The sequence below is a fragment of the Pseudomonas sp. H1h genome, from assembly GCF_000633255.1.
Taxonomy (GTDB): domain Bacteria; phylum Pseudomonadota; class Gammaproteobacteria; order Pseudomonadales; family Pseudomonadaceae; genus Aquipseudomonas.
In genome coordinates this window covers 142,341-167,804 of record NZ_AYMJ01000002.1, presented here as the reverse complement: position 1 = coordinate 167,804, position 25,464 = coordinate 142,341, and the positions used below count along the sequence as shown (strand labels likewise).

The window sequence follows — 25,464 nt, the reverse complement described above, 5'->3', positions numbered from 1 at the left end:
GACTGTGGGAGCGGGCTTGCTCGCGAAAGCGATAAGTCAGACAACATCGATGTTGAATGTCAGTCAGCATTCGCGAGCAAGCCCGCTCCCACATTTTTGACCACGTATGGTCAGTTACAGCGCTTTGACGTTGATGATCTCGACGTCAAAGGTCAGCGTCTTGCCGGCCAGCGGGTGGTTGAAGTCGATGGTCACTTGCGTGTCGTCGAACTCTTTCACCACACCCGGCAGCTCAGTATTGGCCGCATCGTTGAAGATCACCAGCAAACCCGGCGACAGCTCCATGTCGACGAACTGCGAACGCGGAATGATCTGCACGTTCTGCGGGTTCGGCTGGCCGAAAGCGTTTTCCGGCTCGACGGTCAGCGTGCGCTTGTCGCCGGCCTTGAAGCCGAACAGCGCGGCTTCGAAGCCCGGCAGCAGATTACCGTCGCCGACCTTGAAGGTCGCCGGGGCCTTGTCGAAGGTGCTGTCGACCGTGTCGCCGTTCTCCAGGCGCAATGCAAAGTGCAAGGTGACTTCCGTGTTCTGGCCGATGCGTTGCTCAGCCAATACCTGTTCAGTCATGAACGGCTTCTCCGGTTTTTTTACTTTTGAACATGTCCAGTGCCAGCATCACCGCGCCTACGCTGATGGCGCTGTCGGCAAAGTTGAACGCCGGGAAGTACCAGCGGTTCTGCCAGTGCACCAGAATGAAGTCGATCACATGGCCCAGGGCAATGCGGTCGTACAGATTGCCCAGCGCACCGCCCAGCACCAGCGCCAAGGCGACGGCCAGCCAGGTATCGTTGCGCCCCAGGCGCTTGAGCCAGACCACCAGCACCGCACTGACCACGATCGCAATCAGGGCGAACAGCCAGCGCTGCCAGCCGGAGCTGTCAGCCAGGAAGCTGAAGGCAGCGCCGGTGTTGTAAGCCAGGGTCCAGCTGAAGTAATCAGGAATGATCACGATCTGCTGGAACATTTCGAGCTTGTTTTCGAAGTAGAACTTGCTGGCCTGGTCGATGACCAGAACCAGCAAGCTCAACCACAGCCAGCTCAACCGTCCGAAACGGCCAACGGCATTAGGCATAGTGACGAACCTCGCCAGCGCCGCTGATGTTGTCGACGCAACGACCGCAGATTTCCGGATGCTCCGGGTTCACGCCGACGTCTTCGCGGCAGTGCCAGCAACGGGCGCACTTCGGGAAGGCCGACTTGACGATCTTCAGCTTCAGGCCGCTGACCTCAGTGGCCACCGCGTCTTCAGGCGCGCTGACAAAAGGCGCAACACTGGCGGTCGACGTGATCAGAACAAAGCGCAGCTCGTTGCTCAGCTTGGTCAGATCGGCGCTCAGCGCGTCTTCGGCGTACAGCGTCACTTCGGCTTGCAGGTTGCCACCGACGGCTTTGGCCGCACGCTGGATTTCCATCTCTTTGTTGACCGCTACTTTGACCGCCATCACGCGCTCCCAGTAGTCGCGGCCCAGTTCAACGTCGGCCGGCAGTTCAGTCAAACCTTCGTACCAGGTGTTGAGCATGACCGATTCGTTACGCTCGCCTGGCAGGTACTCCCACAGCTCATCGGCGGTGAAGGCGAGGATCGGCGCGATCCAGCGCACCAGCGCTTCGGAGATGTGGAACAGCGCGGTTTGGGCCGAACGGCGAGCCTTGCTGTTGGCGCCAGTGGTGTACTGACGGTCCTTGATGATGTCGAGGTAGAAACCACCCAGCTCCTGCACGCAGAAGTTGTGGATCTTGGAGTAGACGTTCCAGAAACGGTATTCGCCGTAGTGCTCTTGCAGCTCACGTTGCAGCAGCAAGGTGCGGTCTACCGCCCAGCGATCCAGCGCGAGCATTTCTTCAGCCGGCAGGATGTCGGTGGCCGGGTTGAACCCGCTCAGGTTCGAGAGCAGGAAGCGTGCGGTGTTGCGGATACGACGATAGGCGTCCGCACTGCGTTGCAGGATCTGGTCGGAAACGGCCATTTCACCGGAGTAGTCAGTCGAAGCGACCCACAGACGCATGATGTCGGCGCCCAGGGTGTCGTTGACTTTCTGCGGTGCGATCACGTTGCCCAGCGATTTGGACATCTTGCGGCCCGCTTCGTCGACGGTGAAACCGTGGGTCAGCAGTTCGCGGTATGGCGCGTGGTTGTCGATGGCGCAACCGGTCAGCAGCGACGAATGGAACCAGCCGCGGTGTTGGTCGGAACCTTCCAGGTACAGATCGGCGCGTGGACCGGTCTCGTGCCCCATCGGGTGCGAACCGCGCAGCACGTGCCAGTGCGTGGTGCCCGAGTCGAACCAGACGTCGAGGGTGTCGCTGATCTTGTCGTACTGCGGCGCTTCGTCGCCGAGCAGCTCGGCAGCGTCCATCTTGAACCAGGCTTCGATGCCTTCGACTTCAACGCGCTTGGCAACTTCTTCCATCAGTTCGACGGTGCGTGGGTGCAGCTCGCCGCTTTCCTTGTTGAGGAAGAACGGGATTGGCACGCCCCAGTTGCGCTGACGCGAGATGCACCAGTCCGGACGGTTGGCGATCATCGAGTGCAGGCGCGCCTGGCCCCAGGCCGGAACGAACTTGGTGTCTTCGATGGCTTTGAGCGAGCGCACACGCAGGGTGTCGCCGCTGGTTGGCTCTTTGTCCATGCCGATGAACCACTGCGCGGTGGCGCGGTAGATCAGCGGGGTCTTGTGACGCCAGCAGTGCATGTAGCTGTGTTCGATGACGGTGGTGTGCATCAACGCACCGACTTCGGTCAGCTTGTCGACGATGGCCGGGTTGGCCTTCCAGATGAACTGGCCGCCGAAGAATTCCAGCGACGGCACGTACACGCCGTTGCTCTGCACCGGATTGAGGATATCGTCGTTGACCATGCCGTACTTCTTGCAGGTCACGAAGTCGTCCACGCCGTAGGCCGGGGCGGAGTGAACCACACCGGTGCCGGCGCCCAGTTCGACGTAGTCAGCCAGGTACACCGGCGACAGGCGGTCGTAGAACGGGTGACGGAAGTTGATCAGTTCCAGTTCTTTACCGGTTGTGGTCGCGATGACCGAGCCTTCAACGCCATAGCGCGCCAGGCAGGCTTCAACCAGCTCTTCAGCCAGCACCAGCAGCTTGTCACCGATGTCGACCAGCGCGTAGTTGAATTCCGGGTGTACGTTCAGCGCCTGGTTGGCCGGGATGGTCCACGGGGTGGTGGTCCAGATCACGATCGAGGCAGGCTTGTCCAGCGACGGCAGACCGAACGCGGCAGCCAGTTTGGCCTCGTCAGCGATCGGAAAGGCAACGTCGATGGTCGAGGACTTCTTGTTCTCGTACTCGACTTCTGCTTCGGCCAGGGCCGAACCGCAGTCGAAGCACCAGTTCACAGGCTTGAGACCCTTGAACACGAAACCGCCCTTGACGATTTCAGCCAAGGCGCGGATTTCACCGGCTTCGTTCTTGAAGTCCATGGTCTTGTACGGGTTGGCCCAGTCGCCCAGCACACCCAGACGGATGAATTCGGACTTCTGCCCTTCGATCTGCTCGGTAGCGTAGGCACGGCACAGCTCGCGGGTCTTGTCCGCGCCCAGGTTCTTGCCGTGGGTCACTTCAACCTTGTGCTCGATCGGCAGGCCGTGGCAGTCCCAACCCGGAACGTACGGCGCGTCGAAGCCCGACAGGGTCTTCGAGCGGATGATCATGTCCTTGAGAATCTTGTTCAGTGCGTGACCGATGTGGATCGTGCCGTTGGCGTACGGAGGGCCGTCGTGCAGGACGAACTTCGGACGATCCTTGCCAATCTCGCGCAACTTTCCGTACAGGCCAATACTGTCCCAGCGCTGCAGGATCTGCGGTTCGCGCTGTGGCAGGCCGGCCTTCATTGGGAAGGCGGTGTCCGGAAGGTTTAGCGTGGCTTTATAGTCGGTCATTTAAGGCTCTTCATTAGCGATGGGCGCTAGGTGCGGCTAGTGCACGGGCGGCGGCGACATCCGCGTTGATCGCCGTTTTCAGTGCCTCCAGAGAGGCGAAGCGCTGCTCTTCACGCAGCTTTTGGTGGAAAACCACCGTCAAACGCCGGTCATACAGATCGCCGGCAAAATCTAAAAGATGGACCTCAAGGTGGGCTTTGCCATCACCTTGTACCGTAGGCCGTACGCCGATATTGGCGACGCCGGGCCAGGTCTTGCCGTCGATGTCGACATCCACCAGATACACCCCGGTGAACGGCACGCGACGACGCTTGAGTTGAATGTTGGCAGTGGGCGTACCCAGTTGCCGGGCCAGTTTCTGGCCATGCAGCACGCGACCGGCGATCCGGTACGGGCGGCCAAGCAGGCGTTCGGCCAAGGCAAAGTCGGCGGCGGCCAACGCATTGCGCACCTGGGTGCTGCTGACGCGAATGCCGTCCAGCTCGACGGTTTGCGCGGCCTCCACGGTAAAACCATGGACTTGTCCGGCCTGCAGCAGGAAATCGAAATCACCGAGGCGGTCGCAGCCAAAACGGAAATCGTCGCCGACTTCCAGATGCTGAACGCCGAGACCGTCCACCAGGATGGTATCGACGAACTCGCTGGCGCTGAGCTTGCTCAAGCGCTGGTTGAACGCCAGGCACAGGACCCGGTCCACGCCTTCGGCGGCCAGCAGCTGCAGCTTGTCGCGCAACCGGGCCAGACGTGCCGGCGCAGTCTCGGGGGCAAAGAATTCCCGTGGCTGCGGCTCGAAAATCACCACGCAGCTGGGTACGCCCAACTCGAGCGCACGCTCACGCAGCCGGGCCAGGATAGCCTGGTGACCACGGTGAACACCGTCAAAGTTGCCAATAGTGGCGACGCAGCCCCGATGCTGGGGGCGCAAGTTGTGGAGGCCTCGAACCAGCTGCATAACGCGCTTCTTGCTCATAAAGTGGTCGATTATAACCACACCCGGCGGTCGACGACAGGCAACACCGTAACGCAAAGTGATCGAGCCGACAAAACTGCCGGCCCATGCCCGTTTATAAAGGGTGAAACCTCAGCTCAAGGCCTTGCGATTGAAGTCCCGCAGGCGGAAACCGAGCAGCAGCAACATACCGAAGTAAGCCACGACGCCGGCAACCACCAGCGCACCCAGACGCAGGAAGCGCTCAAGCATGTGCCCCTGATCCCAGGCCGGCATGAAATGCATGCCGAGCAACAGTACCGCCGACATCACCGCCACGGCTACGACCAACTTGAATCCGAACATGTACCAGCCCGGTTGCGGCTGATACATCTGCTGCTTGCGCAGTTGATAGAACAGCAACCCCGCATTGAGGCAGGCGCCAGCACTGATCGCCAGCGCCAGACCGGCGTGGGCCAGCGGGCCGATCAACACCAGGTTGAACAGCTGGGTGACGATCAGGGTGAAAATTGCGATTTTTACCGGTGTGCGGATGTTCTGTTGCGCATAAAAGCCCGGCGCCAGGACCTTGATCACGATAATCCCCAGCAGACCGACAGAATAGGCAATCAGTGCACGCTGGGTCATGGAGGCATCAAAGGCACTGAACTGGCCGTACTGGAACAGCGACACAGTCAGCGGTTCGGCGAGAATCCCCAGTGCCAGCGCACACGGCAGCACCAGCACGAAGCACAGGCGCAGGCCCCAGTCGAGGATCCGTGAGTACTCGTGGCGATCCTTGCTGGCGTAAGTCTTTGCCAATGTCGGCAGCAGGATCGTGCCCAGCGCCACGCCGAGTACGCCGGACGGCAGCTCCATCAAACGGTCGGCGTAATACATCCACGACACCGAACCGGCCACCAGGAACGAGGCGAAGATGGTGTTGATGATCAACGAAATCTGGCTGACCGAGACGCCGATGATCGCCGGCAGCATCTGCTTCATCACCCGCCAGACGCCGGTATCGCGCAGGTTCAGGCGTGGCAGCACCAGCATGCCGATCTTTTTCAGGTGCGGCAGTTGATAGAGCAACTGCGCCAGACCGCCGACCAGTACCGCCCAGCCCAGAGCCATGACCGGCGGATCGAAATACGGCGTCAGGAACAGTGAAAACACAATCATGCTGACGTTGAGCAGGGTCGGCACAAAGGCCGGCACCGAAAAGCGGTTCCAGGTGTTGAGAATCGCCCCGGCCAGCGAGGACAGGGAGATCAGCAATATATAAGGGAACGTCACCCGCAACAGATCGGAGGTGAGCTGGAATTTTTCCGGCGTATCGGTAAAACCGGGGGCCGTGGCCCAGATCACCCACGGCGCGGCGATCATGCCCAGCGCCGTGACCAGCGCCAGCACCAGGGTCAGCAGACCGGAAACGTAGGCGATAAAGGTACGAGTGGCCTCTTCGCCCTGCTGATTTTTGTATTCCGCCAGAATTGGCACAAATGCCTGCGAGAACGCCCCTTCGGCGAAGATTCGCCGCAGCAGGTTAGGCAGCTTGAAGGCAATAAAGAAGGCGTCCGTCGCCATTCCGGCGCCGAATGTACGGGCAATGAGCGTGTCACGGACGAACCCGAGAATCCGGGAAAGCATCGTAATAGAGCTGACGGCGGCCAACGATTTGAGCAGATTCATTGAGGGAATGTGTGCCTGTCGATAAACAGCAGGCGAACAATGCGCCTACTTGTGCGATACTCTGCGCCGCAACAGCACAGAGCCAAAGCTCGCGAGTTTACAGGTCAAGCGCCGGAAATAAATATCCCGCCTCTTTACACCTACCACTTAGCGGAACGTTTCAAGCGCCCTTGACAAGACTTCTCTTCATCGGCATGATTCGCGGCCTATTTTGTTTGCTATTTCCTAAAAAGTCTTTCGAGGAGCTCGACGGTGGCCAACTCACCTTCCGCCAAAAAACGTGCAAAACAGGCTGAGAAGCGTCGCAGCCACAACGCCAGCCTGCGTTCCATGGTTCGTACCTACATCAAGAATGTAGTTAAAGCCATCGACGCAAAAGACGCTGAAAAAGCTCAAGCTGCATACGTTCTGGCTGTGCCAGTTATCGACCGTATGGCCGATAAAGGCATCATCCACAAGAACAAGGCTGCTCGTCATAAGAGCCGTCTGAATGGCCACGTCAAGGCACTGAAAGAAGCTGCTTAATCGACGTAGTCATTAAAAAACCGACCTTAGGGTCGGTTTTTTATTGCCTGTGATTTAACAAATCCAGCGCAAAAAAATGTAGGAGTGAGCCTGCTCGCGATAGCGGTTAGACAGACAAATATTTGCTGACTGACACACCGCTATCGCGAGCAGACTCACTCCTACAGTTGGTTTTTTCGGTGTTATTGCTGGACCGGCACCCACGGCAGAATCGGGATTGCGGTCACCGCATTCTGCGGACTACCCTCGATCACGCGATCACTATAGACCAGGTACACCAGCGTATTGCGCTTCTTGTCGAGGAAACGCACCACCTGCATGGTCTTGAACACCAGCGACGTGCGCTCCTTGAACACCTCGTCACCGTCTTTCAGTTCGCCCTTGAACTTGATCGGACCAACCTGACGACAAGCAATGGAAGCCTCGGCACGATCTTCCGCCAACCCCAGACCACCTTTCACCCCGCCCGTCTTGGCGCGCGACAGATAGCACGTCACGCCATCAACCTTTGGATCATCAAAGGCCTCGACCACGATCCGGTCATTCGGACCGACAAACTTGAACACCGTCGACACCTGACCGATTTCCTCGGCCGAGGCCAGCAATGGCAACGCCATCAGCAGACCCAACAATCCTTTTGCCATGCGCATCGCGTTTTTTCCCTAGACCAGAATCAGGTTGTCACGGTGAACCAGTTCCGGCTCAGCCATGTAGCCCAGCACGCCGACAATCGCATCCGACGACTGACCGATGATTTTTTGCGCCTCCAAGGCACTGTAGTTGGCCAGGCCACGGGCGATCTCACGACCATCCGGCGCCACACAGACCACCATTTCGCCACGACGGAAACTGCCTTGCACCAGCTTCACGCCGACCGGCAGCAGACTCTTGTTGCCCTGCGATAACGCCGACACCGCCCCCTCATCGAGCACCAGCGTGCCGCGGGTTTGCAGATGACCAGCCAGCCATTGCTTGCGCGCCGCCAGCATGCCGCGCTCAGGCGACAGCAGAGTGCCGATGCGCTCGCCAGCCTTCAGGCGATCGAGCACTCGCTCCAGGCGACCACCGACGATGATCGTATGCGCCCCGGAACGCGCCGCCAGACGCGCCGCACGCAACTTGGTCTGCATGCCGCCACGCCCCAGCGCACCACCGGTACCGCCCGCCACCGCATCCAGAGCCGGATCATCGGCACGCGCCTCATAAATCAGCTGCGCGTCGGGGTTATTGCGCGGATCGGCATCGAACATGCCGTCGCGATCCGTGAGAATCACCAACAGATCCGCCTCGACCAGGTTAGCCACCAGCGCCGCCAGCGTGTCGTTGTCACCGAAACGAATTTCATCAGTGACCACGGTGTCGTTTTCGTTGATCACCGGGATGACTTTCAGCTCAACCAGGGCGCGCAGCGTACTGCGAGCATTCAGGTAGCGCTTGCGATCGGACAGGTCGTCGTGGGTCAGGAGAATCTGCGCAGTGTGCCGGCCATGCTCGGCAAAGCTCGATTCCCAAGCCTGCACCAACCCCATCTGGCCGATTGCAGCTGCGGCCTGGAGCTCGTGCATCGCACTGGGTCGTGCGGTCCAGCCCAGACGGCTCATGCCGGCAGCCACTGCACCGGAAGACACCAGCACCAGCTCAACGCCCGCCTCATGCAGGGCCACCATCTGCTCGACCCAGACACCCATTGCCTTGCGATCCAGCCCCTTGCCGTCCGCCGTCAGCAAAGCGCTGCCGATCTTCACGACCCAACGCTGCGCACCTGTCACTTTGCTCCGCATCATCTTCAACCTTAGCTTGAGGACAGCGCGACCCAGCGCTGCCCGTGACGTTAATCGTGGCTATTGGTGACCAACGATCGATTTCCAGATACCAAAACGCCGCTCGATTGAGCGGCGCTTAAGTTTACTGCAACGAATCAGTCGCGCACGTAAATGATTTCCGGACCGTCTTCATCATCCACATCTTCTTCGTCCCAGTCATCATCGCCGATGTCATGGACCGACTTCACGCCACTGCGACGCAGCGCACGCTTGTCATCCAGCGCCTGCAACTGCGCACGGGCTTCGTCTTCGATGCGCTGATCGAGATCGGCCAGCTCTTCTTTGTAGGCAGGATCTGCCGCCAGACGATCAGCACGGTCTTCCATGTAACGCATGATGTCGTGACACAGACGCTCGGTACCGATCTTGGCGATCGCCGAAATCACGTAGACCGGGCCAGTCCACTCCAGGCGATCAACGATCTCCTTGACGCGAGCATCGTGCTCTTCCTCAAGGATCTGGTCGCACTTGTTCAGCACCAGCCAGCGATCACGCTCAGCCAGGGACGGGCTGAACTTGATCAGCTCGTTGACGATCACTTCTGCAGCGTCTGGCGCACTGCTGTCATCCAGCGGCGCCATGTCGACAAGGTGCAGCAGCAGACGCGTACGCGCCAAGTGCTTGAGGAAGCGAATACCCAGGCCAGCACCATCAGAAGCGCCTTCGATCAGACCCGGAATGTCGGCGATGACGAAGCTTTTCCAGCGATCGACGCTGACCACACCCAGGTTCGGCACCAGCGTGGTGAACGGGTAGTCGGCAACTTTCGGCTTGGCCGCCGACACCGAACGAATAAAGGTACTTTTACCGGCGTTCGGCAAACCCAACAGACCGACGTCAGCCAGCACTTTCATTTCCAGTTTCAGGTCGCGCTGCTCACCCGGCTTGCCCGGCGTGGTCTGACGCGGTGCACGGTTGGTACTGGATTTGAAGCGAGTGTTGCCCAGACCGTGCCAACCGCCCTGTACCACCATCAGTTTTTGGCCGGCCTTGGTCAGGTCGCCGATCACTTCCTGAGTCGCAGAGTCGATCACCGTGGTACCGACCGGCACACGCAAAATCAGATCTTCACCCTTCTTGCCGGTGCAGTCGGTACTGCCACCGTTGGAGCCACGCTCGGCATCGAAGTGCCGGGTGTAACGGTAGTCGACCAGGGTGTTGAGGTTTTCGTCAGCCATCATGTAGATGGAACCGCCGTCACCGCCATCACCGCCGTTCGGACCACCGTTCTCGATGAATTTTTCCCGACGGAAACTCATGGCGCCATTGCCGCCGTCACCAGCCTTTACGCGAATCGATACTTCATCAACAAACTTCATAACCAACGCCTCTCGCCATACGGACGAGCCGAAAAACAATCAAGACATAAGACTCTTGCAAAAATGAGCGCAGCGACCCCAAACACGACCTGCATCGCACGCCGACAGCCCATACAAACAGTTTTGCAAGAGACTCACCCCACAAACGAAAAAGCCCCGTCGCAAGACAGGGCTCTTCCAGCGATCTCGCGATTAAGCCGCGACAACGCTCACGTAACGACGACCGAAGGCGCCTTTTACTTCAAACTTGATCACGCCTTCGATTTTCGCGAAGAGGGTGTGATCTTTACCCATGCCAACGCCGTAGCCAGCGTGGAATTGGGTGCCGCGCTGACGCACGATGATGTTGCCGGCCTTGATGACCTGGCCGCCATACATCTTCACGCCAAGGCGTTTGGCTTCTGAGTCGCGACCGTTACGGGTACTACCACCAGCTTTTTTGTGTGCCATGAGTTCAATTCTCCTAGTGAGGAATTAGGCTGTAATTAAGCCTGAATACCGGTGATTTTGATCTCGGTGAACCACTGGCGGTGGCCCATACGCTTCATGTGGTGCTTACGGCGACGGAACTTGATGATGCGGACTTTATCGTGACGACCTTGGAAGATCACTTCAGCCTTGACGGTTGCGCCAGCAACAACAGGTGCGCCGATGTTCACGTCGTCGCCATTGGCGACCAGCAGAACGCGGTCAAAAGTCACGGATTCGCCAGTAGCGACTTCCAGTTTTTCGATCTTCAGGTATTCACCTTCAGCGACCTTGTATTGCTTACCGCCGGTAACGATTACTGCGTACATGGTATTTCTCCGATAATCCTGCTCACCCAGCTCTTTATAAGAAGAGGTATTGGCTGGCATGGCTGCATGGGGCTGGAACGGCCCAAGTGCAATTGCGTAAGGCAGGTGCTGCCCAGGAAGTTCAGGGTGCGCGATTGTACGCAAGCTGCCGCAGCCATGCAAGTGGCCGTCCATCGCGCCTTGACAGGCCCGGGTGGGGGTCCTAGCATGCCGCGCAACCCTTCTGGAGCAACTGTCGCTGATGCAACCCCAAGCTTTCTACCGCGCGGTGGCGGACGATTTTAGCGCCGTCGACGGCATCATCAAGAAGCAGCTGACTTCCCGAGTGCCGCTGGTATCGAAAATCGGCGATTACATCACCTCGGCCGGTGGCAAACGCCTGCGTCCTTTATTGGTGCTGCTGTGTGGCAAGGCGCTGGGCCGCGAAGGCGACGACCTGCGTCTGCTGGCTGCCACCATCGAGTTCCTGCACACCGCGACCCTGCTGCATGACGATGTGGTCGACATGTCCGGCATGCGCCGCGGCCGTTCGACCGCCAACGCCATGTGGGGCAACGCCCCAAGCGTACTGGTCGGCGACTTCCTGTACTCGCGCTCGTTCGAAATGATGGTCGAACTGGGTTCGATGCCGGTGATGAAGATCCTGTCCCAGGCCACGCGCATCATCGCCGAAGGCGAAGTGTTGCAACTGTCCAAGGTGCGCGACGCCAGCACCACCGAAGAAACCTACATGGAGGTCATCCGCGGCAAGACCGCGATGCTCTTCGAAGCCTCGACCCACAGCGCTGCGGCGCTGGCCGGTGCCACCGCCGAGCAGAGCGAAGCCCTGCGTACTTTCGGTGACCACCTGGGCGTCGCGTTCCAACTGGTCGACGACCTGCTCGACTACAAGGGCGACGCCGAAACCCTGGGCAAGAACGTCGGTGACGATCTGGCCGAAGGCAAGCCGACCCTGCCGCTGATCTACACCATGCGCGAAGGCACCCCTGAACAGGCTGCTCTGGTGCGCCAGGCGATCCAGAAAGGCGGGATCGAAGACCTCGAAAGCATCCGCATCGCCGTGGAAGCTTCGGGTTCGCTGGAGTACACCGCACAACTGGCCCGCGATTACGTGGCCCGTGCGATCAAGTGCCTCGACGCGCTGCCGGCCAGCGAATACCGCGATGCACTGGTGGAACTGAGCGAGTTTGCGGTCGCCCGCACGCACTGATCCGCCTTCTGTGGGAGCAGGCTTGCTCGCGAAAGCAACCTGTCATTCAACATCACTGTTGACTGACACACCGCCTTCGCGAGCAAGCCCGCTCCCACAGTTGTTTCTGCGATACGCCCTCCCGCCGCAAAAACCTTATACAATGTGCGACTTTTAGCGAACCACATCCCTCAAGGAGTCTTAGTGAGCACGTTGCCACCCTGCCCGAAATGCAATTCCGAATACACCTACGAAGACGGCGCCCAACTGATCTGCCCTGAATGCGCCCACGAATGGTCGGCCAGCGGCGAAGCCGAAGTGGCGTCAGATGATGCCGTGAAGAAAGATTCGGTCGGCAACGTCCTGCAGGATGGCGACACCATCACCGTGATCAAGGACCTGAAGGTCAAGGGCACCTCGCTGGTGGTCAAGGTCGGCACCAAGGTCAAGAACATCCGCCTGTGCGATGGCGACCACGACATCGACTGCAAGATCGACGGCATCGGCCCGATGAAGCTCAAGTCCGAGTTCGTCAGAAAAGTCTGATCCTGCTGTCAGCCATCCCGTGCCCGGCGCGGGATGGTGTTTCGCCCTCCTCGCTTTGCCCCCGCATATACGCGTAATAGCCAGAAGCCAGCCGTTTTGACCTTACGCAATCTTTACCCGTAAAAAATCGCAATCCGCCAATAGGCACTTGCTATTTTACGAATAAGAATTATTCTCATTGAAACCTTTCAAGGAGAAGATACCCATGACTTATTTGATCGACGCCTGGCTGGATCGCCCACACCCGTACCTCAGAATCCTGCATCGGGAAACCGGAGAGGTCTGTGCGGTACTGGAAGAAGAAGCCCTGCATGAGTTGCAGGATCAAGGCGATCTGGACGTCAGCAGCCTGAATTCCAGCGAACCGCTGGTGCTCAAGGAGCTGGTGCGCAATCTGTTCCTGTTCTGCTATGCCCGGGCGTTGCGCCCGACCAGTGAGCTGCATCACAAGATCGAAGTATGAAATACGGTAAAAACTGTAGGAGTGAGCCTGCTCATGAGAGCAGTGTGTCAGCCAGCTGAGCAGTCGACTGACAACACGCCATCGCGAGCAGGCTCACGCCTGCATTAGCCCGCCATCAAGGCAGGCCCGGGATTACAGAACGTCCAGCAGCTCGACGTCGAATACCAGAACGCTGTGCGGCGGGATGCTGCCAACGCCTTGAGCGCCGTAAGCCAGCTCGCTCGGCACGTACAGGCGCCATTTGCTGCCGGCATTCATCAGTTGCAGGGCCTCGGTCCAGCCGGCGATCACGCCGCCAACCGGGAATTCTGCTGGCTGGCCACGATCGTAGGAGCTGTCGAATACAGTGCCGTCGATCAGCATGCCGTGGTAGTGAGTACGCACGGTGTCTTCACGGGATGGCTTGGCGCCTTCGCCTTGGGTCAGCACCTCGAATTGCAGACCGGAAGCCAGGGTGGTAATGCCTTCTTTCTTGGCGTTTTCAGCCAGGAAAGCACGGCCTTCGCCTGCAGCGGCTTCAGCTTTGGCAGCGGCTTCGGCTTGCATGATCTCGCGGATCACTTTGAAGCTGGCGGACATCTCTTCCTGACCCACACGGCTTTCCTTACCGGCGAACGCGTCGGTCAGGCCGGCCAGGATGGCGTCCAGGCTAACGCCCGGTGGCGGGTTGTCGCGCAACTGGTCACCCAGCTGACGGCCGATGCCGTAGCTGACGCGGGTTTCGTCGGTGGACAGATTTACTTCGGACATGACACTGCTCCGCTGTGCGGACGGCCACAGGACTTGCCGTGCGTGCACAGCGCGTCCCGGCGCGCCCGGAACCAAAAGGGCGAGCAGACTAGCACAGATGCCCGGTGATGGGGCGCAAGGCCTACAGGGCCGAGCGCCAGGCAAGCGGCACTTTCAGGCTTTCATCAACGCTGCCGCCCAGACCGCACATTTCATCGTGTACCGAGGTGTGGACGAGGTTGAACGGCAGCACCGGAAAGTTATGCAGCACATCCCGCGCATGCTCCACCGAACGCAACTTCAGCATCTCGCCCTTGAGATCACTCAGCGGATACGCCGCCCCATGCATTCGCGCCTCGAGCAGATAAATCCCGCCCTCCATGGAGATCAGGTTCAGCTCATCGACCTTTCTGGCGATGGCAAACGCATTCAACTCTTGCAGGTTCATGAACGCACCTCGTGCGGTGGCGAGCCAAGACCTTTACAGGGATATGCCCGCGCGCACCAAAGCACAAGCCACAAACGACACCGCCCGTCTGTTTCACAACAGACGGGCGGTATTTTTGCAGCGATCAATCGTTGATCAGTGCTTGGTGACCTTGTCCAGGTAACCCATGGCGAACGCCGAGATCACGAAGGTCATGTGGATGATCACGTACCACATCAGGTGTTCGGGATCGACGTTTTTGGCGTCCATGAAAATCCGCAGCAGGTGGATCGAGGAAATTGCCACGATCGAGGCCGCCACTTTCATCTTCAGCGACGAAGAGTCCATGGTGCCCAGCCAGTTGAGCTTTTCCTTGCTGTCGTCGATGTCCAGCTGCGAGACGAAGTTTTCGTAGCCGGAAATCATCACCATCACCAGCAGGCCACCGACCAGCGCCATGTCGATCAGCGACAGCAGCACCAGAATCAGGTCCGATTCGGCCATCGAGAACACGTTGGGGATGACGTGGAAGACTTCCTGGAAAAATTTCAGTGCCAGCGCCAGCAACCCGAGGGACAGGCCGAAGTAGATCGGCGCCAACAGCCAGCGCGAGGCGTACATTGCGTTTTCGAAAAAGCGTTCCATTGAATCTCACACAAGGGGGTTGTAATCGGGGGCGAGTATAACAGTCACCTGTGACAGCCAGAAACCGCCCGGCCTGCACCTCCAATCACCGCAACCTGTGTGTGTGTGTATGTGATTTTTTTTCTGCTACTGTCCAAACCATTGACCGCCTAGCGAAAGTGGACAGGACGACTGGAAATGGATGTGCGATTGCCGTTGACGACTGCCGGAATTTGCCTCGTTCTGATGCTGGGTGGCTGCTCTCCCGGCGAAGAGAAAAAGCCTGCGGTCAGCCTCGAAGCCAAGACAGCGACGTTCGAACATTCACTGGACGCCATCACCGATCCGAAACTCAAGGATGCCGTGACAGAGCTCGGCGGTTCGCTGCTGCTGCTCGAACGCGCACAGCTCAAACTCGACAGCACACCGCTGAAAACCATCTACGGCGAAGACACCCTCGGCATCCTCAAGCACTACCCTTCCCCACAGGCGCTGGTCGACACCTTCATCAACGGCCTGTTCGTACTGCACAAGGACGCCAGTTCCGACTACCTCACCGACCTGCAACCGGTGTTCCCCTTCAATCTCAATATTCCCGGTGGCTTTCTGTTTCCCCATGGCGTGGAATGGCAGTCGGTGACGCTGAGCAACAAACGCGTGATTGCCTATCAACCGGAGTGGTCGGAAACCGATCCAGGCATCCAGTTGAGCCCATCCAGCTCCAACGTCAACAACCCCGATGACCTGACCGTGACCTACCCATTCATCGAGGGCCTGGACGTGGACAGGAAGAGCCAGCCGCAACCGCTGAGCCTGCAAGGCAAAGTTGAAGTCATCGCGCCGCGCCGCCTGGTCAGCTTCGACCTGAGTCAGAAGGACGTCGGCCAGACCCGCACCGATGACAACCTCAGCGTCACCCTGCTGAAGCTTGCAAAGAACTACGCCGAAGTCGAATTCAGCAATAATCAGCCATTGGCCCCCGAGGTCGAGGGGGCTCAGCTCAACCCGCTGATCGTTCAGGCCCGTGACACCACCGGGCAATACCTGGTGCGTGCCGGTTCGATCAACGAGAGCCCGGCACAAGTGACCTTCTATGAAAAACAACTGGCGTATCTGCAACAGCAGAAAACCTGGAGCGACACCCTGGAAAAACAGCTGGAGGACGATCAGCACGCCTTCGAGCAGCAGCATCCGCGCCGGTACAACAAGGTCTATTTCAGCGGCCCTATCGATACCCTGGAAGTCAGCGTGCTCGACTTCTCCTCGGCGACCGTGACCCGCAAGGCGCTGGATCTGCCAGTGCGCACCTTCAGTCAGCACACCACGGACAGAGCCATCCAGCCGCTGGACCCGGCGGTGGTGGTCTATGACGATCTGGCACCGAACTGGCTCAAGGGTGCGAGCCTCACTGAAGAAGAGCTGAAGGCCGGCATCCGCATCCATCAATCCGTGGAGGAGCCCAGCGCTGCGCGTATCGAGTTCTCCCACCGACGCACCTTCAACGATGAATTGCTCGGCGATGACTTCAGCCCCGGCGACAGCCCGGTGACGTTTTTCACCGAAAAACGCAGTGGCAAACTCGATGAGCCGATCGAACTGCCGCCCGAGGCGTATCAGGTCGATCCACTGCAGGCGACCATCACTTACGATTTGAATCTGTTCCCGGAAACCCCGGCGATAGCCGTGGGCTCGATGCCGTTGTTTCTCGCCACCGTGGACAAGAAAACCTACGACGCCAAGTCACTGCCCAAAGGCCTGGAGATCAAGAACAACACGCTTGTTGTGGACCTGAAACTGTTCCCGGCCAACGCCTGGCGATTCTTCGTCAAGGACGACAGTGGCAACTACCTGAAACAGATTCTCTCGGTCAGCCACGACGCGAGTGCAGAAGGCCCGGCGCTGTTCGGCGTGCATTACTTCTATGGCCGTCCAACGCACGTGGAGACCTATCAGCGAACCGACCTCAATACCGTGCAATACGGCTTTGAGGTCAAGCTCGACAAGGCGCAGCAGACCGACACGGCGCCGTGATCACGCCTAATGGTCGAACACGCCGACCGTACGCCCACGCCCACCGTTGATCTGGCGCAGTTGTGCCTGCAGGTGCAGGCTCCAGATCTGCGGGTCGTCGGCCAGTTCATAGCCGTGCATCGTCAGGCTTTCAACAATGGTGTCCAGAATGGACTCGGCGGCGACCGGCCCGTGAAACGGGCCTTGGGCCTTGATGGCGGAAGGTTGTTCACCGGCCATGCCGGCGGCGAAGAGCAAGGTCCACATGCCGTTATCGCCGGCCAACGGCTTGATGGCGCATTCGATGCGGGTCACAAGACCCAGGCATTGACGGGTGAGGCAGAGGTTGCGCGACATGGCGGCGACCCTCGGTAAAGCCTGTATTCAGCCTTCACGCGAAGGCTGTTTCGATCCAGTGATACTGTCGATGTCCTTGAGCTGAGAATAGAAGAAAAGTCTGCCGCGCAAGCCGGATAGAACCAGAAGGCGCCGAATGGTCACTGTGTGAATATTGGCGCCAAGGTTGTGGCGAATTGGCATGGTGGCTCACAAACATTGTGGGAGGGGGCTTGCCCCTCCCACAGTTTTTAGTGCATTTGAGCTCAGGCCGGTTTGGCTTCGGCCAAGGCTTCCTGGGCTGCTTCCTTCTCGGCCTCTTTGAGGTCTTCTTCGCTGATCATTTCGGCAATCACCCGCAGGCGCTCGACCACCCGCGCGTTTACGCTGCCCTCCGGGAACTGGCCTTCGGCGTCCGGCTCACCGGCCGGCTCGCCCACCAACAGGCTCAGCGCTTCATCGGCCTGACGCACTGCGTACACGTGGAACTGCCCGGCACGCACCGCCGCCAGCACCTTCTCGTCGAGCATCAGCGTGGCGACGTTGGCCTGCGGAATGATCGCACCTTGCTCGCCGGTCAGCCCGCGTGCTTCACAGAGGCGGAAGAAGCCTTCGATCTTCTCGTTGACCCCGCCGACCGCCTGCACTTCACCGAACTGGTTGATCGAACCCGTAATCGCGAAGCACTGCTTGAGCGGAGTTTTCGACAGCGCCGAAATCAGCGTGCAGGCCTCGCCCAGCGAAGCACTGTCGCCATCGACGTAACCGTAGGATTGCTCCAGCGCGATGCTCGCGGAAATCGCCAGCGGGAATTCCTGGGCGTATCGGCTGCCCAGATACCCGGTGAGGATCATCACGCCCTTGGAGTGGATTGGCTGACCGAGGTTGACCTCACGCTCGATGTCGACGATGCCGCTGCCGCCCGGGTACACCGTGGCGGAAATCCGCGCCGGTACACCGAACGCCGAATCACCGACTTCGAGTACGGTCAGGCCGTTGCACTTGCCGACCGCTGCGCCGTCGGTGTCGATCAGGATGATCCCGGCGAGCATGTCGTCGAGAATCCGCGCCGATACACGGCCAGTGCGAGTGGCCTTGGCTTTCAGCGCGCGTTCGATGTGCCCGGCGTCGGTCATATCATCGCCGGCCAGATGCCGGATGAAATCCGCTTCGCTGACCAGTTGGAACAAATCACCGATACGCGCCGACAAACGCCCCTGATGCTCGGCCAGCCGTGCGCTGTAGGTCGCCAGGCGCGCCACCGCATCGGCGGTCAGCGGCGCCATGCCTTCTTCCGAAGTGCGAGTCTTCAGCAGCTGGGCGAACTGCTCCAGGCTTTCGTCGACCATCGGAATGTCTTCGTCGAAGTCGACCAGCACCCGGAACATTTCCTGGAAGTCCGGATCCAGGTCCTGCAGCGTGTAATACAACTGCCGCGCACCGATGATCACCACTTTGACCTGCAGCGGAATGTGCTGCGGGTTGAGGGTCACCGTGGCGAAACGGCCCATCTCGCCCAGCGGCGATTCCATTTTCAGCTTGCGCGATTGCAGGGCGCGCTTCAGCGCGTCCCACACGAACGGTTCGCTGAGCATTTTTTCCGCTTCAAGAATCAGGAACCCGCCGTTGGCGCGATGCAGCGCACCCGGGCGCAACTGGCGATAGGTCGTGTAGAGCGCACCCTGATCGGTGGTGTATTCGATGCGGCCGAACAGGTTTTCGTAGGTCGGGTGCGGCTCGAACACCACCGGCGCGCCACCGCTGGCCGGATGACCGACCACCAGGCTCGGCGCGTATTGCTCTTCCAGCAGCTTGCGCGCTACGGCGTCGGTCTTGCTGTCGTCGACCAGTTGCTCGACCACGGTTTTCAGCAGGTACACCTGCATCGCTTGCAGGTAACCGCAGACGGCGGCGTTCTCCGCGTACTTCTCGGACAGCGGCGACAGCAGCGGCTGCAAGGCCAGGGTGATGGTTTCTTCGTTGAGTTGACGCAACTGATTGTTCGACTCGCGCTTCCACTGCGGCAGGCTGGCGAGTTCTTCGTTCAGCCGTTCTTCGAGACCGGAAATGTCCTCGTGAAAACGCTCGCGTTCGGCTTCAGGCAATTGCGAAAACTCGGCTTCATCCAGCGCCTTGCCTTCGAGCATCGGGGTAAAGGCGATGTTGCTGCTGTCGCGGTACAGGGCGACGTCTTTTTCCAGCGCCAGACGTTCGATGACGTCCAGTGCCTTGTCGTAGCGCTGGTTGAAGGCGCGGTCGATGGCGCTTTTTTTCTGCTGGTAGGACGGGTGCTCGAACACCGCCGGGAAAGTCGCCAGCAGGTTGTCGATCAAGCCGTTGATGTCGCCGATGAACGCGCCGGCCGTGCCCGAAGGCAGTTCCAGTGCGCGGGGTTCGCGCGGTTCATCGAAGTTGTTGACGTAGACCCAGTCCGCCGGGGTCTGCAGGCGTTTGCCTTCGGCCTTCAGATAGCGTTTGACGAACGAGAAGCGACCGGTGCCGGGTTCGCCCATGACAAAGACGTTGTAACCGGGGCGTGGCATGGCCACACCGAACTGCAAGGCTTCGACCGCACGTTCCTGGCCAAGCACACCGCGAAAGGGCTCCAGATCATTGGTGGTAGTGAAGCTGAACTGTTCAGCGGAAAACGGACGGGTCAGCGCTTCGGGCGCAAGACGCAAGCTGGCAGCAACAGGATCAGGCATCGGGCTTCCTTAACAATCAGGCGGGGCAGATAGCGGCATTCTGGCGCTGCCCGTGCCCCACTGGCAAGGCGCGCCATGCGACAAAGCATAGACAAGCGCCCTGTCGCACGGCCGCCCCCGTGAAACCGGGAGTCTCAACGAATAATCAGCAAAAAATCACGGAACCACGGGAACGTGCCTAAACTCCAAACTGCGCGGCTGGAACTAATAACCGGCCCACTGGCTTCGAAAGGGTCTGTCTAGGCAGCACTTGGGGGCCAGAACCCTGTCCATTGGTATGCACACAAAGAGAACAAAGCTATGAAACGGATTCTTCTCGGTACTCTCTTCACCGTTGTTTCCCTCAATGCCATGGCTCAAGCGCCAGGCGGTCCGGATTGCGGTTGGGGCAACATGCTGTTCGAAGGTCAGCGTGGCACCCCGGCACACTTCCTGGCATCCACCACCAACGGCACTTCCGGTAACGCCACGTTCGGTATGACTTCCGGCACCAACGGTTGCTCGACCAACGCGTCGCTGACTTACGGCGGTAAATCCTGGTTCGCCATGAATGGCATGATGAACGAGCTGTCCGAAGACATGGCAAAAGGCAACGGCGAAGCGCTGACGACTTATGCCGTGGTACTGGGCGTGGCGCCGGAAGACCGTGCGCATTTCGCTGCCGTCACTCACGAGCACTTCCAGCAGATCTTCAGCAAGGCTGACGTGACCGCCGAAGACGTGCATACCAACACCCTGGCTGTACTGAAAGCAGATCCTCGTCTGGCCAAGTACGCGACTCAGGCTTAAGCTCGACCCCCGCCCGCTTCTTTCGGGAAGCGGGTTTTATTTTTTCGGCCCGTCCCTCCCTGGGTCTTTATTTCTGTCCTGTTCAAGTTGCCGACTATGCTCAAACGCCTTGCCTGGCTGGCGCTCTGTGTCTGCGCCCCGCTGTCCGCCGCGCCTCACGTCGACCCTCAACGTTTGCAGCAACTGGCCAACGATCGCTTCTGGATTTCCCTCGGCCACTACGAAACCGCCAAGCTCGGTGGCTGGCGCAGCTATGTCAGCGACAAGAAGTTCTTCCTCGCCCCCGACGGCAATGAACACCCCGACCATGAACTGGCCGCCACCGTGCAAGCGCTGTACGCCCCGGCCAGCCTCGGCGAACGACACGCACAATGCGTCTATCCGGCGCGCACGCGCTGGCTGAAAGCTCAGCTCAACCTCAGTGATCTGCCGACGCCCGATTGCGCCGAATTCAACAAATGGTTCAAGGACGTCTCGCCGCACAGCGCGGTGATGATCTTCCCGGCGGCTTACCTCAACAGCCCGTCGTCGATGTTCGGCCACACCCTGCTGCGTATCGATCAGGCTGACGTGCAGGCCGACAAGACCTCGCTGCTCAGCTACGCGATCAACTTCGGCGCCTACATCGAAGGCTCCGACAACAGCATCCTTTACGCCTGGAAAGGCTTGATGGGCGGCTACCCGGGGCTGTTCGCGCTGGTGCCGTATCAGGAAAAGCTCTCCGAGTACCGCAGCCTGGAGAACCGCGACCTGTGGGAATACCGGCTGAACCTGACGCAAGCAGAAACCGCGCGCATGGTCGAGCATGTATGGGAGTTGAAGCAGATCCAGTTCGACTATTTCTTCTTCGACGAAAACTGTTCGTATCGCCTGCTTGAACTGCTGCAAGTGGCGCGCCCGAGCCTGCGCCTGACCGAGCAATTCCCGCTGACCGCCATTCCCACCGACACGGTCAAAGCGGTGAAAGAAGCCGGGCTGGTGGAAAGTATCGAATACCGCCCGTCCCGCGAGCGTGAACTGCTCAGCCGCGCCGAGCCGTTGAGCGGCGACGAACAGCAATGGGTGCTGAAGGTCAGCGCCGATCAGCAGGTGCTGCAGGAGCCGACCTTCAAGGCCCTGCCTCGGGATCGCCAAGCGCTGATCATCGATGCCGCGTATCGCCTGGAGCGCTACCGCGCCAACGGTCAGGAACGTGATGCGCAACGGGCGCAGCGCAGCTTCGAACTGCTGCGGGCGATCAACAAGAACCCGGCACCGGAGTTGCAGATTCCCCAACCGGGCCTGCCGGAAGACGGCCACGAATCGCGCACCTGGCAGGCCGGCGTCGGCACCCGGGGCGATCGCGCCTTTGGCGAGTACGGCTTGCGCATGGCCTATCACGACCTCAACGACAACGCCGAAAGTTTCCCCCTCGGCGCACAGATTGAAATCCTGCAGATGAAGCTGCGTCAGTACGAAGGCAACCAGTGGCAGTTCCAGCAACTGGACCTGGCGACCATCCGCTCGCTGACCCCACGCAATGAGTTGCTGCAGCCACTGTCATGGCAAGTCACCGGTGGTCTTGAGCGCGTGCCGGGCAAGCACGATGACGAAACCCTGGTCAGCCACGTCAACGGTGGCGGTGGCGGCACCTGGCAACTGGGCGAAGACACGCTCGGCTTTGCCCTCGGCACCGTGCGCATCGAGCACAACAATGACTTCGCCGGGTTCGTCGCGCCGGCCGGTGGTTTCAACACCGGCGTGCTGTGGAAAAACCCGCTGGGCAATCTCAGCGTCGAGGCCAAGGGCGATTACTTCACCAACGGCGAAGTGCGCCGCAGCCTGAGCCTGAACCAGCAATGGGCGTTGTCGCGCAATCTGGGTTTGCGCCTGAGTGCGCAGCGTGAATTCAGTCATGTGGCGACCCCGGAAACCGAGGTAATGCTCGAAGTGAAGTGGTATCACTACTGATCTGAAGCCCAATCAGTAACCCTTGTGGGAGCGGGCTTGCTCGCGAAGGCGTCGTGTCAGGCGATTCAAATGTTGCCTGACACACCGCTTTCGCGAGCAAGCCCGCTCCCACAGGGGTCTTCGGTGTTCAACGAATTACTCACATGTCTTTCACCAACGCCCGACGAATCCGCTTCTAGACTTTCCCTATCAGCCGAGAGTCGGCGCGGGAGAGTGCGATGTGGCGGTGTGCGGGGCTGTTGGGTGTTTTGCTGTTTCTCGGGGGTTGCCAGACCACCCACGAAGACTTGATCGCCAAAGGTTATCCACCGGCCTTCGCCGACGGTTTTGACGATGGCTGCATCAGCGGACGACAGGCTGCCGGCTCGATCAGTGGCGAGTTTCGCAAGAACGTGCCGCGCTATCTCAAGGACAAGCAATACGCCGAAGGCTGGACCGACGGCTTCCGCCAGTGTCAGGCGATGCTGGAGAACAAGGATCGTGAAGCGTATCGCAACGAACACTGGGACGAACGCGAGCGCGCCTGGCAGCAGCAGAAAGATCAGGACGCCGGGCGGGCTTATCGCTCGCAATAGGTCGCTTCCAGACATCCAGTGAAACCAAACGTCGGCGACCATGGACCAATTCCTATAACAGGAGGACACCATGAGCCGCGCTTTCGTCAACGAAGACAACGCCGCTGCGCAAGCCGATCAGCCCGTCGAACGGCAGGTCAGCGCGCAGCCCAATTACGTCACACCGCAAGGATTGGCTCAGCTGCAGGCGAAGGTCGCCGAACTGCAAAGCCTGCACGCCGAACAGTCGGCCAACGGCGAACAGGCCGACAAGCAACGGCTGGCAGATCTGGAACGGGATCTGCGCTATTTCAATCAGCGCCTCAGTAGCGCACAGGTCGCCGCGCCAGCGTCATCCACCGACAAGGTGCAGATCGGCAGCTGGGTGACCTACGCCGACGAACACAGCACCGAGCGTCGGGTGCAACTGGTCGGCGAAGATCAGGCCGACGCCAGCCAAGGCCTGATCAACTGGGGCTCGCCGCTGGGCCGGGCGCTGCTGGGGGCCCGGCTCAATGACGAAGTGTTGTGGCAACGCCCCGCCGGCGATCAGGTGATAGAAGTGATTCGCATCGAACCGGCCTAGACCACACCCTGAGCGAGCATCGCATCGGCCACTTTGACGAAGCCGGCGATGTTCGCACCTTTGACGTAGTTGATCCGCCCGTTCTCTTCGCCGTAATGCACGCAGGCGTGGTGGATCGACTGCATGATCGCGTGCAGCTTGCTGTCCACCTCCCCCGCCGTCCACAGCAGGCGCATGGCGTTCTGCGACATCTCCAGACCGCTCACCGCCACCCCGCCGGCATTCGATGCCTTGCCCGGGGCGAACAGAATGCCAGCGTCGATGAAGATATCCACAGCCTCCAGCGTGGTTGGCATGTTCGCGCCTTCGGCGACGCACACGCAACCGTTGCGCAGCAGGGTGCGCGCGGCGTCGGCGTCGAGTTCGTTCTGAGTGGCGCATGGCAGCGCGATGTCGCACGGCAGCGACCACGGCAACTGCCCGGCGCGGAACTCCAGACCGAACGCCGCGGCCAACTCGCTGATGCGTCCACGCTTGACGTTCTTCAACTCCAGCAACGCCAGCCATTGCTCTTCGCTCAGGCCAGACTCGCAGTACAGCGTGCCTTCGGAGTCGGACAGCGAAATCACCTTGCCGCCGAGGTCCATGACCTTGCGCGCCGCGTACTGGGCGACGTTACCGGACCCGGAAATCGCCACACGCTTGCCTTCGACGGTCTGTTCGCGGCGCTTGAGCATTTCTTCAGCGAAATACACGCAGCCAAAACCGGTAGCTTCCGGACGAATCAGGCTGCCGCCATAGGTCATGCCCTTGCCGGTCAGGACGCTGGTGAACTGGTTGCTCAGGCGTTTGTACTGGCCGAACAGGAAACCGATCTCCCGCGCACCGACACCGATATCACCGGCCGGCACGTCGACGTCGGCACCGATGTGCCGGTACAGCTCGCTCATGAAGGCCTGGCAGAAACGCATGACTTCGGCGTCGCTCTTGCCCTTCGGATCGAAGTCCGAGCCACCCTTGCCGCCACCCATGGGCAGCGAGGTCAGGGAGTTTTTGAAGGTCTGTTCGAAAGCCAGAAACTTCAGCACGCCCAGGTTCACCGAAGGATGGAAGCGCAAGCCGCCCTTGTACGGACCGATGGCGCTGTTCATCTGGATGCGGAACCCGCGATTGACCTGAACCTTGCCCTGATCGTCGACCCACGACACGCGGAACACCACCGCCCGCTCCGGCTCGCAGATGCGCTCCAGAATCCCTGAAGTCAGGTAATGCGGATTGGCTTCGAGAAACGGCCAAAGGCTGCGCAGAACTTCTTCGACGGCCTGGTGGAATTCGGGTTGATCCGGGTCGCGTTTTTTCAGCCGGGCGAGGAAGGATTCGACGGATTCGATCATGGGAAAAGTCTCGGCAAATTTATTGTCGTTGGAAGAGATTGAGCCGGACTGTAACAAACGAATTGCGCACAGGAACAGCGCAAAATGTCGCAGTTATGAAATTAAATGGTGCACAGGATATAAATCCCGACCCTTTTTCGGGATTTTTTGCACCTGAACAGGGAGTGCAGATCCAAGGCTTGCACCAACAGTTACACCACTATCGCGAGCAGGCTCACGCCTACACAGGGGAGCATTTCAAA

25 protein-coding genes are annotated in these 25,464 nt (G+C 59.7%); 9 read left to right on the top strand and 16 right to left on the bottom strand.

The annotated features are described in order from the left end of the window. Positions 1–114: 114 nt before the first annotated feature. The 5 genes from fkpB to murJ form a co-directional block, all read right to left on the bottom strand. The gene (gene fkpB, locus U862_RS0101575; protein WP_174245140.1) at positions 115–552 is read right to left on the bottom strand and encodes an FKBP-type peptidyl-prolyl cis-trans isomerase; all 438 of its coding nucleotides are present in this window, start codon (positions 550–552) and stop codon (positions 115–117) included. 7 nt (positions 553–559) lie between these two features. Further along, complete coding sequence (gene lspA / locus U862_RS0101570) at positions 560–1,072, bottom strand: signal peptidase II (RefSeq protein ID WP_025108787.1); 513 nt, start codon at positions 1,070–1,072, stop codon at positions 560–562. After that, positions 1,065–3,896, bottom strand: coding sequence for an isoleucine--tRNA ligase (ileS, locus tag U862_RS0101565; protein ID WP_025108786.1), 2,832 nt, complete (start codon positions 3,894–3,896; stop codon positions 1,065–1,067). Before ileS ends, lspA begins: the two co-directional genes overlap by 8 nt. Before the next feature lie 13 nt (positions 3,897–3,909). Continuing rightward, the gene (gene ribF / locus U862_RS0101560) at positions 3,910–4,848 is read right to left on the bottom strand and encodes a bifunctional riboflavin kinase/FAD synthetase (protein WP_003228347.1); all 939 of its coding nucleotides are present in this window, start codon (positions 4,846–4,848) and stop codon (positions 3,910–3,912) included. Positions 4,849–4,977: 129 nt separating this feature from the next. Beyond that, positions 4,978–6,516, bottom strand: coding sequence for a murein biosynthesis integral membrane protein MurJ (gene murJ, locus U862_RS0101555; protein ID WP_025108785.1), 1,539 nt, complete (start codon positions 6,514–6,516; stop codon positions 4,978–4,980). Between the two features lie 252 nt (positions 6,517–6,768). Between murJ and rpsT the strand changes: the two genes are divergently transcribed. Beyond that, complete coding sequence (gene rpsT, locus U862_RS0101550; RefSeq protein ID WP_003228351.1) at positions 6,769–7,041, top strand: 30S ribosomal protein S20; 273 nt, start codon at positions 6,769–6,771, stop codon at positions 7,039–7,041. A 182-nt stretch (positions 7,042–7,223) separates the two neighbouring features. Here rpsT and U862_RS0101545 read toward each other — a convergent pair whose 3' ends face one another. The 5 genes from U862_RS0101545 to rplU form a co-directional block, all read right to left on the bottom strand. Continuing rightward, positions 7,224–7,691: a CreA family protein gene (locus tag U862_RS0101545; protein WP_025108784.1), complete on the bottom strand. Its 468-nt coding sequence runs from the start codon at positions 7,689–7,691 to the stop codon at positions 7,224–7,226. A gap of 12 nt (positions 7,692–7,703) precedes the next feature. Then, the gene (proB, locus tag U862_RS0101540; protein WP_025108783.1) at positions 7,704–8,822 is read right to left on the bottom strand and encodes a glutamate 5-kinase; all 1,119 of its coding nucleotides are present in this window, start codon (positions 8,820–8,822) and stop codon (positions 7,704–7,706) included. Positions 8,823–8,959: 137 nt separating this feature from the next. Beyond that, the gene (gene cgtA, locus U862_RS0101535; protein WP_016773122.1) at positions 8,960–10,183 is read right to left on the bottom strand and encodes an Obg family GTPase CgtA; all 1,224 of its coding nucleotides are present in this window, start codon (positions 10,181–10,183) and stop codon (positions 8,960–8,962) included. Positions 10,184–10,375: 192 nt separating this feature from the next. Continuing rightward, positions 10,376–10,633, bottom strand: a complete 258-nt coding sequence (gene rpmA, locus U862_RS0101530) for a 50S ribosomal protein L27 (protein WP_003228360.1) — start codon at positions 10,631–10,633, stop codon at positions 10,376–10,378. Positions 10,634–10,668: 35 nt separating this feature from the next. Continuing rightward, positions 10,669–10,980, bottom strand: coding sequence for a 50S ribosomal protein L21 (gene rplU / locus U862_RS0101525; RefSeq protein WP_025108782.1), 312 nt, complete (start codon positions 10,978–10,980; stop codon positions 10,669–10,671). Between the two features lie 241 nt (positions 10,981–11,221). Here rplU and U862_RS0101520 point away from each other — a divergent pair, with 241 nt between their 5' ends. The 3 genes from U862_RS0101520 to U862_RS0101510 all read left to right on the top strand — a co-directional run bounded on the left by U862_RS0101520 (position 11,222) and on the right by U862_RS0101510 (position 13,178). Next, entirely contained in the window at positions 11,222–12,190 is a 969-nt protein-coding gene (locus U862_RS0101520) for a polyprenyl synthetase family protein (protein ID WP_007963807.1), read from the top strand. Between the two features lie 183 nt (positions 12,191–12,373). Beyond that, positions 12,374–12,715: a zinc ribbon domain-containing protein YjdM gene (locus U862_RS0101515; RefSeq protein WP_025108781.1), complete on the top strand. Its 342-nt coding sequence runs from the start codon at positions 12,374–12,376 to the stop codon at positions 12,713–12,715. 205 nt (positions 12,716–12,920) lie between these two features. Further along, positions 12,921–13,178 carry a hypothetical protein gene (locus U862_RS0101510; RefSeq protein WP_025108780.1) on the top strand — a complete coding sequence of 86 codons (258 nt, stop codon included), beginning with the start codon at positions 12,921–12,923 and terminating at the stop codon, positions 13,176–13,178. Positions 13,179–13,310: 132 nt separating this feature from the next. Here the strand turns inward: U862_RS0101510 and U862_RS0101505 are convergent, their stop codons facing one another. The 3 genes from U862_RS0101505 to U862_RS0101495 all read right to left on the bottom strand — a co-directional run bounded on the left by U862_RS0101505 (position 13,311) and on the right by U862_RS0101495 (position 14,979). Further along, a complete protein-coding gene (locus U862_RS0101505; protein ID WP_007963802.1) occupies positions 13,311–13,928 on the bottom strand; it encodes an FKBP-type peptidyl-prolyl cis-trans isomerase in 618 nt (205 codons plus the stop codon). A 121-nt stretch (positions 13,929–14,049) separates the two neighbouring features. Further along, entirely contained in the window at positions 14,050–14,355 is a 306-nt protein-coding gene (locus tag U862_RS0101500; protein WP_025108779.1) for a DUF6482 family protein, read from the bottom strand. A 135-nt stretch (positions 14,356–14,490) separates the two neighbouring features. Further along, on the bottom strand, positions 14,491–14,979 hold the full coding sequence (locus U862_RS0101495) for a TIGR00645 family protein (RefSeq protein WP_025108778.1): 489 nt from the start codon (positions 14,977–14,979) through the stop codon (positions 14,491–14,493). Between the two features lie 177 nt (positions 14,980–15,156). Here U862_RS0101495 and U862_RS0101490 point away from each other — a divergent pair, with 177 nt between their 5' ends. Beyond that, entirely contained in the window at positions 15,157–16,989 is a 1,833-nt protein-coding gene (locus U862_RS0101490) for a hypothetical protein (protein ID WP_025108777.1), read from the top strand. Positions 16,990–16,995: 6 nt separating this feature from the next. Here the strand turns inward: U862_RS0101490 and U862_RS0101485 are convergent, their stop codons facing one another. Together U862_RS0101485 and U862_RS0101480 are read right to left on the bottom strand one after the other, a co-directional pair. Further along, entirely contained in the window at positions 16,996–17,325 is a 330-nt protein-coding gene (locus U862_RS0101485; protein ID WP_007963794.1) for a hypothetical protein, read from the bottom strand. Positions 17,326–17,570: 245 nt separating this feature from the next. After that, positions 17,571–20,009 carry a Lon protease family protein gene (locus tag U862_RS0101480; protein ID WP_025108776.1) on the bottom strand — a complete coding sequence of 813 codons (2,439 nt, stop codon included), beginning with the start codon at positions 20,007–20,009 and terminating at the stop codon, positions 17,571–17,573. A gap of 300 nt (positions 20,010–20,309) precedes the next feature. Here U862_RS0101480 and U862_RS0101475 point away from each other — a divergent pair, with 300 nt between their 5' ends. The 4 genes from U862_RS0101475 (at position 20,310) to U862_RS0101460 (ending at position 23,888) form a co-directional block, all read left to right on the top strand. After that, entirely contained in the window at positions 20,310–20,798 is a 489-nt protein-coding gene (locus tag U862_RS0101475) for a DUF3015 domain-containing protein (protein ID WP_025108775.1), read from the top strand. A 96-nt stretch (positions 20,799–20,894) separates the two neighbouring features. After that, positions 20,895–22,748 (top strand): DUF4105 domain-containing protein, encoded by a 1,854-nt coding sequence (locus tag U862_RS0101470; protein ID WP_025108774.1) that lies wholly within the window; start codon positions 20,895–20,897, stop codon positions 22,746–22,748. Positions 22,749–22,966: 218 nt separating this feature from the next. Beyond that, positions 22,967–23,323, top strand: coding sequence for a hypothetical protein (locus tag U862_RS0101465; RefSeq protein WP_025108773.1), 357 nt, complete (start codon positions 22,967–22,969; stop codon positions 23,321–23,323). Positions 23,324–23,393: 70 nt separating this feature from the next. Then, a complete protein-coding gene (locus U862_RS0101460) occupies positions 23,394–23,888 on the top strand; it encodes a GreA/GreB family elongation factor (protein WP_025108772.1) in 495 nt (164 codons plus the stop codon). Here U862_RS0101460 and gdhA read toward each other — a convergent pair. Continuing rightward, positions 23,885–25,222: an NADP-specific glutamate dehydrogenase gene (gene gdhA / locus U862_RS0101455; protein ID WP_025108771.1), complete on the bottom strand. Its 1,338-nt coding sequence runs from the start codon at positions 25,220–25,222 to the stop codon at positions 23,885–23,887. The two genes, U862_RS0101460 and gdhA, sit on opposite strands and share 4 nt — an antisense overlap. Positions 25,223–25,464 lie beyond the last annotated feature (242 nt).

Coding starts and splice junctions, on each gene's coding strand:
- lspA (WP_025108787.1), bottom strand. CDS start 1,072: ATGCCTAATGCCGTTGGCCGTTTCGGACGGTTGAGCTGGCTGTGGTTG.
- ileS (WP_025108786.1), bottom strand. CDS start 3,896: ATGACCGACTATAAAGCCACGCTAAACCTTCCGGACACCGCCTTCCCA.
- ribF (WP_003228347.1), bottom strand. CDS start 4,848: ATGCAGCTGGTTCGAGGCCTCCACAACTTGCGCCCCCAGCATCGGGGC.
- murJ (WP_025108785.1), bottom strand. CDS start 6,516: ATGAATCTGCTCAAATCGTTGGCCGCCGTCAGCTCTATTACGATGCTT.
- U862_RS0101545 (WP_025108784.1), bottom strand. CDS start 7,691: ATGCGCATGGCAAAAGGATTGTTGGGTCTGCTGATGGCGTTGCCATTG.
- proB (WP_025108783.1), bottom strand. CDS start 8,822: ATGCGGAGCAAAGTGACAGGTGCGCAGCGTTGGGTCGTGAAGATCGGC.
- cgtA (WP_016773122.1), bottom strand. CDS start 10,183: ATGAAGTTTGTTGATGAAGTATCGATTCGCGTAAAGGCTGGTGACGGC.
- rpmA (WP_003228360.1), bottom strand. CDS start 10,633: ATGGCACACAAAAAAGCTGGTGGTAGTACCCGTAACGGTCGCGACTCA.
- rplU (WP_025108782.1), bottom strand. CDS start 10,980: ATGTACGCAGTAATCGTTACCGGCGGTAAGCAATACAAGGTCGCTGAA.
- U862_RS0101520 (WP_007963807.1), top strand. CDS start 11,222: ATGCAACCCCAAGCTTTCTACCGCGCGGTGGCGGACGATTTTAGCGCC.
- U862_RS0101510 (WP_025108780.1), top strand. CDS start 12,921: ATGACTTATTTGATCGACGCCTGGCTGGATCGCCCACACCCGTACCTC.
- U862_RS0101505 (WP_007963802.1), bottom strand. CDS start 13,928: ATGTCCGAAGTAAATCTGTCCACCGACGAAACCCGCGTCAGCTACGGC.
- U862_RS0101500 (WP_025108779.1), bottom strand. CDS start 14,355: ATGAACCTGCAAGAGTTGAATGCGTTTGCCATCGCCAGAAAGGTCGAT.
- U862_RS0101495 (WP_025108778.1), bottom strand. CDS start 14,979: ATGGAACGCTTTTTCGAAAACGCAATGTACGCCTCGCGCTGGCTGTTG.
- U862_RS0101490 (WP_025108777.1), top strand. CDS start 15,157: ATGGATGTGCGATTGCCGTTGACGACTGCCGGAATTTGCCTCGTTCTG.
- U862_RS0101485 (WP_007963794.1), bottom strand. CDS start 17,325: ATGTCGCGCAACCTCTGCCTCACCCGTCAATGCCTGGGTCTTGTGACC.
- U862_RS0101480 (WP_025108776.1), bottom strand. CDS start 20,009: ATGCCTGATCCTGTTGCTGCCAGCTTGCGTCTTGCGCCCGAAGCGCTG.
- U862_RS0101475 (WP_025108775.1), top strand. CDS start 20,310: ATGAAACGGATTCTTCTCGGTACTCTCTTCACCGTTGTTTCCCTCAAT.
- U862_RS0101470 (WP_025108774.1), top strand. CDS start 20,895: ATGCTCAAACGCCTTGCCTGGCTGGCGCTCTGTGTCTGCGCCCCGCTG.
- U862_RS0101465 (WP_025108773.1), top strand. CDS start 22,967: ATGTGGCGGTGTGCGGGGCTGTTGGGTGTTTTGCTGTTTCTCGGGGGT.
- U862_RS0101460 (WP_025108772.1), top strand. CDS start 23,394: ATGAGCCGCGCTTTCGTCAACGAAGACAACGCCGCTGCGCAAGCCGAT.
- gdhA (WP_025108771.1), bottom strand. CDS start 25,222: ATGATCGAATCCGTCGAATCCTTCCTCGCCCGGCTGAAAAAACGCGAC.